The sequence below is a fragment of the Limnohabitans sp. MMS-10A-178 genome (assembly GCF_003063375.1).
Classification (GTDB): Bacteria; Pseudomonadota; Gammaproteobacteria; order Burkholderiales; family Burkholderiaceae_C; genus Limnohabitans_A.
Map to the genome: position 1 here is coordinate 1,585,754 of NZ_NERY01000001.1, position 15,890 is coordinate 1,601,643.

The window sequence follows — 15,890 nt, forward strand, 5'->3', positions numbered from 1 at the left end:
TTGGTGGTTTCCACACAAGAAGCCATGAATACAGGCCTGGTGGTGGCCACCCATGGCAGACATTGTGTGGTTGAGTTAGACGATGGCATGCGCATCCTGTGTCATCCCCGGGGTAAAAAAAGTCAATCTGTGGTGGGCGATCGCGTTCGGTGGCAAGCGGCTGCCGACGAAGGCACGATTGAAAGTGTGCTGGAAAGAAAGAATCTTTTTTACAGACGTGATGAAGTTCGCACCAAGTCTTTTGCCGCCAATCTCGATCAGGTGTTCATCTTGTTGGCTGCCGAGCCAGAGTTCTCTGAAACGCAACTCTCGCGTGCCCTCATTGCTGCCGAGGCCGAGCACATCAAACCCTTGATCGTATTGAACAAAAGTGATTTACAAGTGCCCTTTGCGCAAGCTTGGCATCGTTTGGCTGCTTACCGAAACATGGGATACACAGTGCTGCCGCTTGAATTAAACAGCAGCCAAGCTGACAACCTATCTTTGCAACGACTGCAAACAGAATTGAATGGGAAAACGACCCTGATTTTGGGTCCTTCAGGTGCGGGTAAAAGTACCTTGGTGAATGCCTTGGTGCCCAATGCTCGGGCTTTGACTGGTGAGATTTCTCAGGCGCTTAACTCGGGCAAACACACCACCACCAGCACCTCACTGTATTGGGTTGGCGATAGGCCTGCGAGTGCAAACGATGTTGGAACCGCCATCATTGATTCGCCTGGTTTTCAAGAGTTTGGTCTGCAGCACATTCCCCAAAATCAATTGGTGTCTTGTATGCCAGATCTCAAGCAGCATGTGCAAAACTGCAAGTTTTACAACTGCACTCATTTGCATGAACCAGGTTGTGGCGTTTTGTCAGCATTGCAAATAGACGAGTCTGCTGAGTTGTTGGCGACGGAGGTAAGTCCTAGGCGACACAGAATTTACACCCAACTGTTTGAAGAGTTGGGGCAGCAGCGCTGGTAATTTTGAGGCGCCTAACTTTGTAGCCCAATTTTTAGCCCAATAAATTGGCCAAAGACAACAAAGCCACCAACACCAGCCACATGACGACCGTTCGCCAAACCAAGCCAACAACTTGGGCAAAGTGAGCTAACTCTGGTGGGCGCCCTGGGGTGCTGCTACTGCCTGGCAGTTCTGGCTGCAAAGCAGCGCCGCCGAGTTGAACGTTGATGGCCCCAGCAGTGGCTGCCAAAATAACGCCGTCGTTGTCATTTGGAAATTTTTCAGCATGATGACGCCAGCCATCCATGGCATCTTCAAAACTGCCCATGATGGCAAAACCCATGGCGGTTGCTCTTGCAGGAATCCAATCAATGGCGTGCCAAGAGTCTGTGACCACTTCTTGCAAAGAGGTGCTGGTCCAGTTGCGATGCTCAGGAAGGGTGTTGGATGCCAGAGTCGGTGTTTGTGCCCAATATCTTTTTGCAAATTCTGCAATTCTGTAGACCACTGCACCGACCGGTCCTAAGCCCACGATGGAGAGCAGGGCGTAGCTGAAAAAGACACCAAAAACGTGTCGATGCGCAGACAACACGGAGTGTTCAATGACGTGGCGAACGATTTCGTTGCGGGGCAATTCATTGACTTCAACCTGCTGCCAATCGGCCAGAAGTTGACGCGCCAATGGTTCATCACCGTCATTGAGTGCATCACGAATGCCAGTGAAGTGATGGCTGAACTGGCGAAATCCGAGGGTGACATAAAGCAAGACCACGTTCCAAGCCACAGCAAAGAACCAGCCCAAAAAATAGGCCAAGGCCCAATGAATGAGAATGGCCAGACATGCGGGCGCACCGATCAGGAGGGTCCACGCCAACCAAGCTTGTGATTTGGTGCCGCCATCGACATGCGAAGCCACCCAGTCTGCCCAACGCCTTAGCCACTGATGCAGGAAATGCGAAGAACCCAAAGGACGTGCTTGTTCTATGACCAATGCCAAAAATAGAGAGAAGAAGCTCATGACCACATCATAAAGAATTCGAAGCCAATAAGAAGCGATAAAAGTTTCTGATCATGCCCGCAGTGGCGCCCCAGATGAAATATTCTGTCTCTGGATTGGAAGCATTGGAGGCATTGGAACCATGAGATAGCTTGGTCGTTGCGGGCCGGTAGGGCATGGAGTACCACTGTCTTTGGACCCCATTATTTTCCCATTGATGAAGGCGATGATTCGCGGGGTCCATGAGGAAAGACAAGGGAACTTCAAAGGCAAACTCAACTTCATAAGCGTTGGTTTGAAGGGTGTGATTGGGGGACACCAAAGCAACCACAGGGGTAATGTGAAATGACGTGCCAGTGATATAGCTTGGAAGCTGCCCTAGAACCTCTACATGTTCTGCTGTCAGGCCGACCTCTTCTTCAGCTTCACGCAGCGCAGCATGTTCTACAGATTGATCATCTGGGTCTACTTTGCCCCCTGGAAATGCAATTTGACCTGCATGCGAGGACAGGTGTTGAGTTCTTTGGGTGAGCAAAAGATGAGGTTCATTGCCTTGCTCGCCCCTCATCACAATGGGTACCAAAACGGCCGCAGCTTGGGGAGCACGTTGTCCCAATGATGGCTCGCGTTTCACCTCTGGGGTCCAAACAGGTGGGTTTTTGAAAACCCCTCTCAGGCTCTCAGCATGGAGCGCAGCTGGCGGCAAAGCGGGCCAATGTTGATCTTGAACAGACCACGGAATATCGCGAGGGTCAAAGCCCAAGGCATGTTTCATAAGCTTAAGAAAACCATGTCAGGGATGGATGCTCAAAAAGGGGTTTGGTAAGGCGGGCATTTGATTTGAATTTTGCGCGGCTTCTCATCTGTTGAATCTCTTTGGATGGCAGTGAGGCAACCTCCCCAAACACAGCCCGTGTCTAGCGCCCAAATATCTTCTCTCTCTACTGCCCCCAAGGTTGACCAATGACCAAATGCAATTTGTGTTCCGATGGTTTTGCGATTTGGAATGTCAAACCATGGCAAAAAGCCTTTGGGTGATTTGGCGCTATTTTCTTTGGTTTTAAATTCCATGAGTCCGTTGGTAGAACAAAAACGCAGCCGAGTGAAGGCATTCAAACTGCATCGCAGTCGATCGAGTCCTTGGAGATTCGGGTCCCATTGAGCAGGCTCATTGCCATACATGTGCATGAAAAATTCAGTTGCGTCTGGACCGCGCAGTACTTTTTCAATGTCCTGGGCCAACTCCAAAGCGGTGCCAAGCGTCCACTGCGGCAAAACCCCCGCGTGAACCATCAAGACCTCGTGTTTGTAAATGGCAATGGGTTGATGCCGAAGCCAGTCGAGTAATTCTTGCTGCTTGTCGGCATTCAAAATATCGTCCAGTGTGTCGGTTTTACTTGGTTCACGAGCGCCAGCCGCAAGCGCCAATAAATGCAAGTCGTGGTTACCCAAGACACATTCAACGCTGGCGCCCAACTGGATCAAGCGCTGCAAAACAGACAGGGAAGAGGGGCCACGGTTGACCAAATCTCCCAGAACATACAAATGATCACGGCTGGGTGAAAACCCGATTTGGTCCAACAATTGGCCTAAAGGGGCATCACACCCTTGAAGGTCACCAACCCAATAAACAGACATTTACTTCCAAATTCAGTCAGAAAGCACCATTGTGGACGGTTTTTTGTCTTTTTTGAGCCGCGCAGCCAAAGGCTATTTCATTCGCATTGTGGCCTTGGCACAATGTAGGTATGGATATCTTAATGATTGTGCTTCTCACCCTGATCAATGGCGTGTTTGCCATGTCTGAACTGGCACTGGCTTCAAGCCGAAAAGCAAGACTGGCAGCCATGGAAGAGGCTGGTGACAAAGGTGCAGCAACCGCACTCAAGCTGCTTGAAAACCCCACCCAGTTTTTGTCTACGGTTCAAGTTGGCATTACGTCGATCGGGGTTATGAATGGCATTTTTGGAGAGGCTGCATTCAGCCCTGCTGTCGCCACTTGGCTCATGGGTTTTGGCCTCACTGAATCTATTGCGGGCTCCACAGCCACCGGCCTGGTGGTCACTGCAATCACCTTCACCACCATCATTTTTGGTGAGTTGGTACCTAAAAGAATTGGTCAGTTGTACCCAGAACCTGTAGCCAGAATTGTGGCCAGGCCCATGGCTTGGCTGGCCAGTGTGGCCAGACCATTTGTAGGTTTGCTCTCTATTTGTACCCATGCAGTCCTTAAGTTGTTGCGCATTGATGCCCGCGGCAACCGCGCAGTGACCGAGGAGGAAATCACGGCCAGCTTGGAAGAGGGGGTGGATGCGGGTCTGATTGAAGCGCATGAGCATCAAATGGTCAGGAATGTTTTTCATTTGGACGACAGGCCTCTGACCTCTTTGATGGTTCCACGGCTTGACATTCAATGGTTTGAAGCGGGCATGACCCGAAGCGAATGCTTGGCGCAGGTGGGTCTTGACGACGGCGCAGAGGGCCACTCTTGGTACCCGGTTTGTCGTGGGAATTTGGACGATGTGGTGGGCGTGGTCAGTGTTGCGCGCCTGGTCTCGCTGCCAGCGGAGGATGAATCTCCAGTGGAGAAATTTGTACTCCCCGCCACATTTGTGCCTGAAACCCTGAGTGGCATGACCTTGTTGGAGCAATTACGAGATAAATCAGGTCGGATTGTCTTCGTTGTTGATGAATATGGTGTGGTTCAAGGTCTGTTAACGCCCAGAGATTTACTCGAGGCGATCACGGGTGAACTTAAACCTTTCACTGTTGAAGATGCTTGGGCTTCCCGTCAAGCAGATGGCGCTTGGGTTTTGGATGGCTTGATGCCCGTCAATGAGCTGAAGTCGAGACTCGATATCAAGCAATTGAATGGCGAAGAAAGAGGAATATTTAATACATTAGGTGGATTTATTTTTGCCGAATTGGGTTATCTGCCTAAAGTAGGAGATATTGTGCAAAGTGAAGGGTGGGATTTTGAAGTTTTATCCCTTGAAGGTCGGCGAATAGACAAGGTAAATGCTAAATTTGTTAACCCAATAATGGATTTATAATTTTTATAATATTGATTCGATTGATTTTTATTTAAATTAGGTTATTATCCAAATGCTTGTTTATCAAACAAGCTTATTATCTTTATAGGGAATACGATGACTAACACATACAAAGAATTATTAATACAGCGTGAAGCCTTAGAGCAAGCAATTGCAAGCGCTCGTCAGCAAGAATTAGCTGAGGCAATTCGCAAATCGCGTGAATTGGTGGCTGAGTTTGGATTAACTGTTCAGGATATATTTCCAGCTGGCCGTGGTGCCGCAAAATCCGCAGGTAAATCAAATGGTGGCAAAGTTGCAGCCAAGTACCGCGATCCTGCCACAGGTCAATCATGGACTGGCCGAGGCAAAGCGCCAAAATGGATTGATGGAAAAGACCGCGCTCAATTCCTAATTGCTTGAAGTTTTAACTGAGAGTCCCAAAAGGCCGCTGATTGCGGCCTTTTTCACATGGCAAGAGGTTGTAGAATCAATTTGTCTTTTTATAAGTGAATTTAATTGACTTCGAACACGCTTCCAAAGCACATTGGCATCATCATGGACGGCAATCGCCGTTGGGCCAAAAAACGGCTTTTACCGGCTGCCTTGGGACATGCATCGGGTGCCAAGCGCGTTCGATCCTTGGTCGAAACCTGCATCAGAACCAATATCCCCCACCTCAGTTTGTTTGCGTTCAGCACTGAAAACTGGCGTCGCCCTCCAGAAGAGGTGTCGGTATTGATGAATCTTTTTGCGAGTTATTTGCAAAAAGAAGTTGATGACATGGAAAAAAATGGTGTCTGCTTGAAAATCGTGGGCGATCAATCCAAGTTCAGTGAAGAGTTACAAGACTTGATTTCTCGGGCTGAAAAACAAACGCAGCACAACACCAAAATCACCTTGCGAGTGGCAGCCAACTACGGTGGCCGATGGGACATGGTTCAAGCGGCGCAATCTTGGCAGCGAGCCAATCCCAATGCCTCTCTGGACAGCCTCACTGAGAATTCTCTCGCGCCTTTTTTGTGCACCGCAGATGCACCTGAAATGGACCTGCTCATTCGAACTGGTGGTGAATCTCGCGTGAGCAACTTCATGCTCTGGCAGGCGGCTTATGCCGAAATGTTTTTCATTGACACGCTTTGGCCCGATTTCACTACCAAGCAGTTCAACGAGGCGCTTGAGTGGTTCTCCAAACGCGATCGCCGTTTTGGCTCTGCCGCACCTTTTTAGTTTTCGGCTTTGCCTTTCAAGGCACTTTGCTTAGCAGCCAGTTCCCTTAACTTGTCTTTCTTACTGGGTCGTTTGCCTTTGATGCCGCCATGACTTGGGCCTTGGGGTGCCACGGGTGCAGTGGCTTCAAAGCCCATCAAAGTTTCTAGGTCGAGCTTCACGGCATGGCGTTTTTCGATGAGTGACCAGTGAGGCAAAGATTCAGGGGTGACAAAGCTGATGGCCAAACCCTCTTCGCCTGCGCGACCTGTTCGGCCAATGCGGTGGGTGTAATCGACCGCCGATCTGGGCAAGTCAAAATTGACGACAGCGGGTAATTTTTCAATGTCCAAGCCCCTCGCTGCCAAGTCGGTGGCCAATACCACCTTGACCCGTTGCGCTTTGAAGTCGGCCAAAACCTGCTGCCTTTTTCCTTGACTCAGTTGGCCATGAAAAGGCTCTGCGGCAATGCCGGCCACACGAAGTTTGGCCGCCACGATTTCACTGCTGTGTTGGGTGGCTACAAAAACCAAAGCTTGTTTGAGAGGAGTCTCTTTGATGAGGTGCTTCAAGAGTTGGGTGCGTTTGCCAACATCTGTATAAATGGCACGTTGCACAATGACAGACGGCTGCGGCGCTTCGCCTTCGATGTGAATCACCAGCGGATCTTGTAGCATCGCTTGCGCCAAGGGATACATGCTGGCTGGTTTTGTGGCAGAGAGCAACAAGGTTTGCCGATGCTTGGGCAGTTGTCGCAAAATTGTTTGAAGCTCCTCTTGAAATCCAAGCTCCAACAATTTATCGGCTTCATCCAAGACCAGGGTTTGAACCTGAGAGAGATGCAGAGCGTTGTGGGCCATCAGATCAATCAAGCGACCTGGGGTGGCGATCAAAATGTCGGTACCACCTCTAAGTCCCATCATTTGAGGGTTGATGGACACGCCCCCAAAAACGACCGTGATCTTGCAAAGTCGCCCCCATTGAGCCGTCAAACCCATGAAAGTTTGACTGACTTGAATGGCCAATTCGCGGGTGGGAACCAAAACCAAGGTTCGAATCAATTTGGTGTTTCTGACATCACCCAAAGACCTTGTTGCATGCGCATTATCAGTGGGAAATGTGCGCGCCAGCTTCTCAATGAGGGGCAAGGTGTAGGCCAAAGTTTTGCCAGAACCTGTGGGCGCGGTAACCCACGCATCTCGCCCAAGCAGAACCCCTGGGATCAGCTCAAGTTGGACTGGCGTAGGCGCAGGGTAAGTTTTGGGTTTAAGTGCTTTGAGCAACTCGGGCGAAAGGCCCAGATCTTTGAACGGCATAGTGTGCAAGCATAAGTGCTTATGGCTTGATCTGGACGCAAGTCATGGCAAAATTGCAGGATGAATACACGCAGAGGCATTATTTTGGCGGGTGGGAGTGGTACCCGCTTGTATCCCGTGACACAAGCGGTCTCCAAGCAATTGATGCCTGTCTACGACAAGCCCATGGTCTACTATCCATTGACCACACTCATGTTGGCCGGTATCAAAGATATTCTGCTCATCAGCACCCCGCAGGATACGCCTAGATTTTCAGATTTGTTGGGCGATGGCAGCCAGTGGGGGATGAACATTCAGTATGCGGTTCAGCCCAGTCCTGATGGCTTGGCGCAGGCCTTCATCATTGGCAAAGAATTTGTAGGCAATCAACCCAGTGCCTTGGTCCTTGGCGACAATATTTTTTACGGGCATGACCTCGTTAAGTTGATGCAAAGGGCAGCTTCACAAACACAGGGTGCCAGTGTGTTTGCATACCATGTGCACGATCCTGAGCGCTATGGTGTGGTGTCCTTCGACAGCCAGCAGCGTGCATTGAGCATTGAAGAAAAGCCAAAGCAACCCAAAAGCAATTTTGCTGTCACCGGACTTTATTTTTACGATCAACAGGTGTGTGACATTGCTGCCAGCATCAAGCCTTCGGCAAGGGGGGAATTGGAAATCACCGATGTGAATCGATGCTACCTAGCGCAAGAGCAGTTGAATGTCGAAATCATGGGCCGAGGCTACGCATGGTTAGACACTGGCACGCATGACAGCTTGCACGAGGCAGCAGCCTTCATTGCCACCTTGCAAAAGAGGCAAGGCCTGATGGTGGCTTGTCCAGAAGAAATTGCATTCGCCCAAAAGTGGATTGATGCATCTCAGGTGCAAAAACTGGCTCAGCCCTTGGCCAAAAATGGCTATGGCCAATATTTGTTGAGTTTATTGAAGGCGTATTGATGGCCTACACAGTGACGCCAAGCAGACTCCAAGATGTCTTGCTCTTAGAGCCCCAAATTTTTGGTGATTCAAGGGGCTTTTTTTATGAAAGTTTCAATGCCCGCGACTTCGCATTAGCCACAGGTTTGAGCGTCGAGTTTGTTCAAGACAACCACAGCATGTCCTCGCAGGGTGTATTGCGCGGATTGCATTACCAAATTCAACACGCCCAGGGAAAGTTAGTGAGAGTGGTTCGTGGCGAGGTGTTTGATGTGGCTGTAGACCTTAGAAAGAATTCCTCCACTTTTGGCCAATGGACGGGATTTCACTTGAGTGCAGAAAACGCCAAACAGGTTTGGGTTCCACCTGGCTTTGCGCATGGCTTCTTGGTTCTCAGTGAATCTGCCGAGTTTTTGTACAAAACCACCGACTATTGGTATCCAGAGTTTGAGCGCACCTTGCTCTGGAACGACCCCTCACTGGGCATTGATTGGCCCTTGCCTTCAAGCTTGACCGCGCCTTTGTTGGCAGCCAAAGACGCAGCGGGTTTGCCGCTGTCTAAGGCTGAAACTTTCTAATTATTTGTGAGCTGGCAGAGCGTAAGCCTTGATGGTGCTGAGCTGGCCAAGGGTTAAGCGGTTGCCATGCTGGCTGACCACAGCAGCTGCCGCATGGTTGCCCAAGTTGGCGGCTTGATCGGGAGAATAACCTCTTGTGATGGCATACAAAAATGCGCCTGCAAACATGTCGCCAGCGCCATTGGTATCGATGGCCTGAACCTTTTCAGCGGGAACGTGCCATGAGTTTTGCGCCGTGATGATTTCTGAACCATCAGGGCCGCGCGTGAGACACACCATTTTGGCTAATTTTTTCAAAGTCTCTTTGACCACATTCAAGTCTTGTGAGCCACACCAAACTTGGGCTTCTTCTTGATTGCAGAACAAGTAATCGACGCCATCACCCAGCATGGCATCTAGGCCCGCTTTGCAAAATTGAATCATGCTGACATCACTCAAGGTGAGTGCCAAAGCCACACCGGCTTCACGTGCAATTTGTCTGCCCTTTAAAGCGGCCGCAAGGCCGGTGGGTGAGGCCGCCAAATAGCCTTCCATGTAATAGATTTTTGATTTCTCAATGTCTTTGGGATGCAGCGCTGCATCGTCCAGTTCAGCGGAGACGCCCAAAAAGGTGCACATGCTGCGTTCTGCGTCGGGTGTCACCAAGACCAAACAACTTCCCGTTTGCCCTTCGCTTGCCCGAGTGTGGTTGAGGTTGGTGTCGACACCACGAGCTTGCAAATCTTTGACATAAAAATCACCCAAGGCATCGTGTGCCACTTTGCAAGAATAGAAAGCCTTGCCGCCAAGTTGCGCCAAGGCAACGACGGTATTGCCCGCAGAGCCACCGCCAGTTTGTCTGGGGGTGAGGGCTTTGACATGCTCAAGCAGTTGGGCTCTGCGAGGCGTGTCAATGAGAGTCATGTGTCGCTTATCGACCCCCATAGATTTGAGCTGAGCGTCGCTGACTTCGTATTCAGAATCAACCAAAGCGTTGCCAATGGCATAAAGATCGTAGTGAGACATAGAGGACTGGGTTTTGAGTTCAATAAGCCCTGAGTTTAAACCTGAGAGATGTCGGTTCATGGCTTAGGTTCGTTAAAATATCATTGGGTTCGCAGACCCGCTACGACGCAGAAGGCTCTTTAAGCCTTCTGATTAACTTATCTTAAAACCTCAAAGGCTGCGATGAAACGCGATTATTTTTCTAATTCTTCCAAAGACGGACACCGTCAACCGGCAGACCAACAAGGCGGGTCCTGCATTGCTTTGATCGACGCCAGGTTTCTGGTTTGGTTGGCGCAACATACCCAGTCTGGCCCAAAGCAAGACGCTTTGAATCGGTATGGCATTGTGCATTTTTTGACTGGCGCCTTGGCTCACGCAGGTTTGGACGTGAGCATCAAGCGCATTTACTGGTATTCGGAAGAAAATGAAAGCATGGATGTTGACGGTCAAATTGTGCGCAAAGTTTTGTCACACGACACAGACGGCGGCATCTCCTTGTTAAAGTCTCTGGGCCAAGATTTGCGACGCTTGGCAGAAAGCAGGGCTTGTGACCATGTGCTGCTGGCCACGGACGATGAACGCTTTTTAAGCGGCATTGACGATGCGCAGCTGGCTGGTTTGCAGGTTCACATTTTGGCCGACGATGCGGCCAGCAACATGCAGCAATTGCACCAAACCGATCCAGGCTGGGGGCGCTTGATGTCTCAGGCCGATCGCCGTGTCGTTGTGCAATCTAAATCGCTGGCTGAAATGTTACAAAGCGCAGCCAGCAAAGAACTACCTCAGGTCCAAGAAGACCCACAAGTTGTGAAAGATTCCATCACGGATGTCATAGTGTCGTGGTGGGATGATGAACCAGAAGATCGAAGAGACGAGCTGCGAGACGCTTTGCACATTAGCCGCGGTATTCCTCAAGAGGTTGATCGCCAACTGTTGCTGCGCATGCGCCATCGCCTGACGCGCGCATTGACATTGCCGGAAAAGAAATTGTTGCGCGAAATTTTCAGGGCCGTAGCCCTGGGAACTCATTTGCAAGATCCATCGGGCCCTGTCGATTCAGCCGCTTCTTCGTCTTTGATTGACGAGCCCAATTAAAAAAGTGAAGCCCGCGAAATGCACCTTGAGAGGTGCATTGAGTTTTATTTCTTCGGCAAAGCGCCGCCACTTTTCACACACTCATCCAATGATTTGAAGGGTGTGAATTTTTGAGTTTTCTCAAAGCTAGGGCTGTTCTTGTCGTGGCAAATGCCACTGTCAGATTTCTTCACCACAACGGCTTCTGGCGCAGCGGCGTTGGCAGGCAATCTGCCGCCACTTTTGGTGCAGGCATCGATGCTGGCAAACGCTTCAAATTTCTTAGTGGCAGCATAGCTAGAACTTGATTTGTCGTGACAAATACCTGACTCAGATTTTTTGACAGCTGGATCTGCGGTTTGTGCATGGACCATCAAGGGTGAACCCAAATACACAGATGCAAAGACCAGTGCTGTTAGAACGCGATGCTGCATAAAAGTCTCCCAAAAGTTGAACGTGCATGTCGGACATATTCTTGCAATGAAATGACAGTCCTACATTGCTGATGGCATGCTATCGCAACTGAGATGCAATTTCAATTTTGGCGTGTTTTTTCTAACTTGCTGATGTCAAAACCCATCACCTTCAAACGCAGCAGGAGGCGCTCGTATTGACTGGCAGAAACCGCAGGGGTTCGAGACAAAATCCAAAGGTAGGATCTGGTGGGGTCGCCCACCGCGGCCAGTTGGTATTCCGAGTCTAAATCTAGCACCCAGTAGGCACCCCAAACCAAAGGCAGCCAAGCCGTCCAATCGGGTGCAAATCGGACTTCCAATTGTGCAACTTGACCGCTGCTGTGAGGTCTCGCAACACCCACAGCTTTGATTTCTTCACCCGTAGCAGTGGTGCACTTGTTGGTCACTTCAATTTTCTGAGGCCCCAAAATTTTGTACTGAGCTTGGGTGCCTTGAACACATTTGCGCTGAAACCAATTGGGCAACTTGGCGATTTCGTACCAAGTTCCCATATACCTCGAAAGATCAAGATCTGCGATGGACTTGACAGGCTGCTCTGCAAAACTGGCCAAAGGAAACAGTGCTGCCCAAAGGACAACAAAGAACCCTCTGCATATTGCCAATGATGCGTTGAAGATCATTTTTCGAGGTGATATCGAGTCACACGCTCAACTTCATTCTTTGAGCCCAAAATGACACTCACACGTTCGTGCAGTTGCGTGGGTTGAATGTCCAAAATTCTTTCGCGGCCGTTGGTTGAAGCACCCCCAGCTTGTTCAATCAACCAACTCATGGGGTTGGCTTCGTACATCAAACGCAATTTGCCTGGCTTGTGGGGCTCGCGCTTGTCCCAGGGGTACATGAAAATACCGCCGCGGGTGAGGATGCGATGCACATCGGCCACCATGCTGGCAATCCAGCGCATGTTGAAATCTTTGCCACGAACGCCGTCTTTGCCCTGCAGACATTCGTCAACATAGCGCTTCACAGGGGCATCCCAATGGCGCATGTTGCTCATGTTGATGGCAAACTCTTTGGTGTCTTCGGGTACCCTCACGTTCTCTTGCGTGAGCACAAACGATCCCTGTTCGCGATCGAGAGTGAACATGGCCACGCCATCGCCCAGCGTGAGAACCAATGTGGTTTGGGGGCCATACACACAATAGCCTGCTGCCACTTGTTGGGCGCCAGACTGGAGAAAATCTTTTTCGCTGATGGCATCGCTGTCTTCGGGTTTTTTGAGGACGCTGAAGATGGTGCCAATGCTCACATTGACATCAATGTTGCTGGAGCCGTCTAGAGGGTCGAACAACAAAAGATATTCACCTTGTGGATATCGGTTGGGAACCAAGTGAATAGATTCCATTTCTTCTGATGCCATGGCTGCCAAGTGGCCGCCCCATTCGTTGGCTTCGATCAAAACTTCATTGGCAATGATGTCGAGTTTCTTTTGGACTTCGCCCTGCACATTTTCAATATCGGCACTTCCCAGTACACCCCCTAAGGCCCCTTTGTTCACAGCATGGCTGATGCTTTTACAAGCCCTTGCCACCACTTCGAGCAAAAGTCGAAGTTGTGCAGGAATGTGTCCTTTGCTTCGCTGCTGTTCTACCAAATAGCGCGAGAGCGATACTTTTTGAGTCATGTTGATCTCCAGATTTATTCGGCCAAGGCGCGCGTCACAACTTCACGCACGTCTTTGCTGAGGTCAGATTTTGCAGCCACACGTTCAATGGCTGTCTTGGCCGCTTGGCGATAGGGCTCGGCCAATTTTTTCCAGCGATCAAGGGCTCTAGCTAAGCGCGCTGCAACTTGTGGGTTGATGGCATCGAGTTCGATAACGCGTTCACTCCAATAAACGTAGCCAGCTGCGTCGGTTCGGTGGAAGCCGCCTGGGTTGGCACTGCAATAGCTGAATATCAAGCTGCGAGCGCGATTGGGGTTGCGCAAGTTGAAGTCGGGGTGCTGCATGAGCTGGCGCACGATGGGCAGGATGTTGCCACCACGATCTGGCGTGCTGGCCTGCAAGCCAAACCACTTGTCAATGACAAGAGCTTCATTTTTGAACAAGGCGTGAAATTGCGCTAGGGCTTGCGCGGCCAACTCATGACCACTGCCCACCAGTGCAACGAGCGCATTGAAGCGATCTGTCATATTGTGGGCATCTTTGAAAGCTTGCAAGGCTTTGCCAGGCCAAATGGATGTGCCGTCGTGCACTGCTGCCAAGCAAAGCATGCTCAATGCCATACCAGACAAGGCTCTCTTGCCGCTGGACTTGGCGTCTGGAGAATAAGCGCCTGTCACTTTATTTTGCGTGTAGCAAGTTTGCCATTCTGTTTGCAAAGATTGAGCCAATTGAAGCTTCATGGCTTCTCGAACGGCGTGCACTTGTTGCGGATCGACCGACTCAAGTTGCTCGGAGATATAGGTTTCAGAGGGCAAGGTGAGTACCAACTCTTTGAAGGCTGAATCTAAATCAGGATGATTTAGAACGGCCTTCATTGCTTCCAGGTAGTCTGCGCCTAAAACCGGTTCTGTTTGCGGGTTGTGATTTCCGCGAATGAAGCGAAGTGCCGCTTGAACCGCCAAGCGTTGACCCGCTTCCCAACGGTTGAATGAATCCGTGTCGTGGGCTAGCAGTGTGAGCCATTGCTCTTCCGTGAGTGCGCAGTCCAGGTTGACTGGTGCTGTGAAATTTCGAAGCAGTGACGGCGTTGGCACTGACTCTATGTTTTCAAACACAAAAGTTTGCGTAGACTCACTCAAAACCAAGGTCTTGCTAAATTCTGGATGGGCTTGCCCCTGAGTGTCACCCTGCAAGCGAACAGCCATGGGCGTACCGCTTGCATTCAGCAGACCCACTGAAACGGGAATCACGAACGGCTCTTTTATGGCTTGATCGGGCGTTGGCGCACAAGACTGAGACAAGGTGAGCGTGAAGCTTTTGTTGTCGCTGTTGTAGGCGCCCTCTGCCAGCACTCTGGGCGTACCCGCTTGGCTGTACCAGCGTTTGAATTGGGGAAGGAGTTGAGCCAAAGGGGAGCCTGGGTTGGCATCTGAGATGGCTTGCGCAAAATCGTCACAGGTAACGGCTTGTCCATCATGACGCTCAAAGTAAAGCTTCATGCCTTTTGCAAACCCTTGCTTGCCATCCTCGTCGCCTGGCGCACTGACCAAGGTTTGCATCATGCGCACCACTTCAGCACCTTTTTCGTAAATGGTAACGGTGTAGAAGTTGTTGATTTCAACGTAGCTGTCTGGCCTGACAGGATGAGCCATAGGGCCTGCATCTTCAGGGAACTGAACCGTGCGCAAGACGCGTACATCTTCAATGCGTTTGACTGCGCGCGCACTTTGAACGCCAGCCATGTCTTGGCTGAACTCTTGATCGCGAAATACGGTCAAACCCTCTTTGAGAGACAGTTGGAACCAGTCTTGGCAGGTGATGCGATTTCCCGTCCAGTTGTGGAAATATTCGTGACCTACCACGCTTTCAATGCCGGCAAAGTCATTGTCTGTGGCCGTGGCTGGATTGGCGAGAACAAATTTGGTATTGAAAATATTCAAGCCTTTGTTTTCCATGGCGCCCATGTTGAAATCGCTAGTGGCCACAATCATGAAGCGCTCAAGATCGAGCGGTAAGCCAAAGCGTGCTTCGTCCCAAGCCACACTGGCCATGAGTGAATTCATGGCGTGTTCAGTTTTGTCTAAGTCGCCGGGGCGAACAAACACTTGCAACAAATGCTCTCTGCCAGAGCGCGACACAATGCGCTGTTCGCGGGCCACCAATTGACCTGCCACCAAAGCGAACAAATAGCACGGCTTTTTGTGGGGGTCTATCCATTTGGCAAAGTGGCGTCCATCTTCGAGTTTGCCTTGCTCCAGCAAATTGCCGTTGGACAATAGGACAGGGTACTTTTGCGCATCGGCGCGCAAGGTCACGGTGTAGCTGGCCATTACATCCGGGCGGTCTAAAAAGTAGGTGATGCGCCGAAATCCTTCTGCTTCACACTGCGTGAAAAAGGAGTCGTTGCTCACATACAAACCAGAAAGCTGGGTGTTCTTGGAGGGGTCGCAAGTTGTGAAAATTTCCAAATCAAAGGCATCGTTGCCTTCCGGTAAATTTTCCAGAACCAGTTGGTTGCCGTCTATTTTGAAAGAGGTGCCACCGCCGTTGACCATGACCCGAGCCAAGTTCAACTCTTCTCCATCCAGTCGCAAAGATTGTGCAGCCACATCTGGGTTTCGGCGCACCCTCATTTTGTTGAGGACTCGTGTTTTGGTGGGGTCCAAGTCGAATGTCAAGTCGACGGTATCGATCCAAAAAGCGGGCGCTGTGTATTCAACACGGCGAATGGCTTTGGTTTGTCCTTCAAGCATCA

The 15,890-nt window shown here is 50.5% G+C and carries 16 protein-coding genes; 7 read left to right on the forward strand and 9 right to left on the reverse strand.

Going from position 1 to position 15,890, the window contains the following annotated elements; all coding sequences use genetic code 11:
- Positions 1-24 precede the first annotated feature (24 nt).
- Positions 25-963 (forward strand): ribosome small subunit-dependent GTPase A, encoded by a 939-nt coding sequence (gene rsgA, locus B9Z32_RS07875; protein WP_108421079.1) that lies wholly within the window; start codon positions 25-27, stop codon positions 961-963.
- A 31-nt stretch (positions 964-994) separates the two neighbouring features.
- Here the strand turns inward: rsgA and B9Z32_RS07880 are convergent, their stop codons facing one another.
- The 3 genes from B9Z32_RS07880 to B9Z32_RS07890 are packed head-to-tail and all read right to left on the reverse strand — an operon-like array spanning position 995 to position 3,577.
- Positions 995-1,960 carry a CobD/CbiB family protein gene (locus B9Z32_RS07880; protein WP_108421080.1) on the reverse strand — a complete coding sequence of 322 codons (966 nt, stop codon included), beginning with the start codon at positions 1,958-1,960 and terminating at the stop codon, positions 995-997.
- A 7-nt stretch (positions 1,961-1,967) separates the two neighbouring features.
- Positions 1,968-2,714, reverse strand: a complete 747-nt coding sequence (locus tag B9Z32_RS07885; protein WP_108420691.1) for a CoA pyrophosphatase — start codon at positions 2,712-2,714, stop codon at positions 1,968-1,970.
- 32 nt (positions 2,715-2,746) lie between these two features.
- Positions 2,747-3,577 carry a symmetrical bis(5'-nucleosyl)-tetraphosphatase gene (locus tag B9Z32_RS07890; RefSeq protein WP_108420692.1) on the reverse strand — a complete coding sequence of 277 codons (831 nt, stop codon included), beginning with the start codon at positions 3,575-3,577 and terminating at the stop codon, positions 2,747-2,749.
- A 110-nt stretch (positions 3,578-3,687) separates the two neighbouring features.
- On the opposite strand from B9Z32_RS07890, the gene B9Z32_RS07895 reads away from it, so the two are divergent.
- From B9Z32_RS07895 to uppS, 3 genes are all read left to right on the forward strand, one after another.
- Positions 3,688-4,992 carry a hemolysin family protein gene (locus B9Z32_RS07895; RefSeq protein WP_108420693.1) on the forward strand — a complete coding sequence of 435 codons (1,305 nt, stop codon included), beginning with the start codon at positions 3,688-3,690 and terminating at the stop codon, positions 4,990-4,992.
- A 96-nt stretch (positions 4,993-5,088) separates the two neighbouring features.
- On the forward strand, positions 5,089-5,394 hold the full coding sequence (locus tag B9Z32_RS07900) for an H-NS family nucleoid-associated regulatory protein (protein ID WP_108420694.1): 306 nt from the start codon (positions 5,089-5,091) through the stop codon (positions 5,392-5,394).
- Between the two features lie 96 nt (positions 5,395-5,490).
- Positions 5,491-6,201, forward strand: coding sequence for a polyprenyl diphosphate synthase (gene uppS / locus B9Z32_RS07905; protein ID WP_255416629.1), 711 nt, complete (start codon positions 5,491-5,493; stop codon positions 6,199-6,201).
- Here uppS and B9Z32_RS07910 read toward each other — a convergent pair.
- On the reverse strand, positions 6,198-7,496 hold the full coding sequence (locus tag B9Z32_RS07910; RefSeq protein ID WP_108420695.1) for a DEAD/DEAH box helicase: 1,299 nt from the start codon (positions 7,494-7,496) through the stop codon (positions 6,198-6,200). The two genes, uppS and B9Z32_RS07910, sit on opposite strands and share 4 nt — an antisense overlap.
- A 60-nt stretch (positions 7,497-7,556) precedes the next feature.
- On the opposite strand from B9Z32_RS07910, the gene rfbA reads away from it, so the two are divergent.
- Positions 7,557-8,435 carry a glucose-1-phosphate thymidylyltransferase RfbA gene (rfbA, locus tag B9Z32_RS07915; RefSeq protein WP_108420696.1) on the forward strand — a complete coding sequence of 293 codons (879 nt, stop codon included), beginning with the start codon at positions 7,557-7,559 and terminating at the stop codon, positions 8,433-8,435.
- A complete protein-coding gene (gene rfbC / locus B9Z32_RS07920) occupies positions 8,435-8,992 on the forward strand; it encodes a dTDP-4-dehydrorhamnose 3,5-epimerase (protein WP_108420697.1) in 558 nt (185 codons plus the stop codon). Before rfbA ends, rfbC begins: the two co-directional genes overlap by 1 nt.
- Here rfbC and B9Z32_RS07925 read toward each other — a convergent pair whose 3' ends face one another.
- Positions 8,993-10,057 carry an adenosine kinase gene (locus B9Z32_RS07925; RefSeq protein WP_233248129.1) on the reverse strand — a complete coding sequence of 355 codons (1,065 nt, stop codon included), beginning with the start codon at positions 10,055-10,057 and terminating at the stop codon, positions 8,993-8,995.
- Positions 10,058-10,159: 102 nt separating this feature from the next.
- Here B9Z32_RS07925 and B9Z32_RS07930 point away from each other — a divergent pair, with 102 nt between their 5' ends.
- Positions 10,160-11,074: a hypothetical protein gene (locus tag B9Z32_RS07930; RefSeq protein ID WP_108420699.1), complete on the forward strand. Its 915-nt coding sequence runs from the start codon at positions 10,160-10,162 to the stop codon at positions 11,072-11,074.
- 44 nt (positions 11,075-11,118) lie between these two features.
- Here the strand turns inward: B9Z32_RS07930 and B9Z32_RS14170 are convergent, their stop codons facing one another.
- The 4 genes from B9Z32_RS14170 to pepN form a co-directional block, all read right to left on the reverse strand.
- Positions 11,119-11,487 carry a hypothetical protein gene (locus B9Z32_RS14170; RefSeq protein ID WP_199219957.1) on the reverse strand — a complete coding sequence of 123 codons (369 nt, stop codon included), beginning with the start codon at positions 11,485-11,487 and terminating at the stop codon, positions 11,119-11,121.
- 101 nt (positions 11,488-11,588) lie between these two features.
- Entirely contained in the window at positions 11,589-12,149 is a 561-nt protein-coding gene (locus tag B9Z32_RS07940) for a lipocalin family protein (RefSeq protein ID WP_108420700.1), read from the reverse strand.
- Positions 12,146-13,153: a class 1 fructose-bisphosphatase gene (locus B9Z32_RS07945; protein WP_108420701.1), complete on the reverse strand. Its 1,008-nt coding sequence runs from the start codon at positions 13,151-13,153 to the stop codon at positions 12,146-12,148. The genes B9Z32_RS07940 and B9Z32_RS07945 overlap by 4 nt, the downstream gene beginning before the upstream one ends.
- 14 nt (positions 13,154-13,167) lie before the next feature.
- Positions 13,168-15,888, reverse strand: a complete 2,721-nt coding sequence (gene pepN, locus B9Z32_RS07950; protein ID WP_108420702.1) for an aminopeptidase N — start codon at positions 15,886-15,888, stop codon at positions 13,168-13,170.
- Positions 15,889-15,890: the final 2 nt, after the last annotated feature.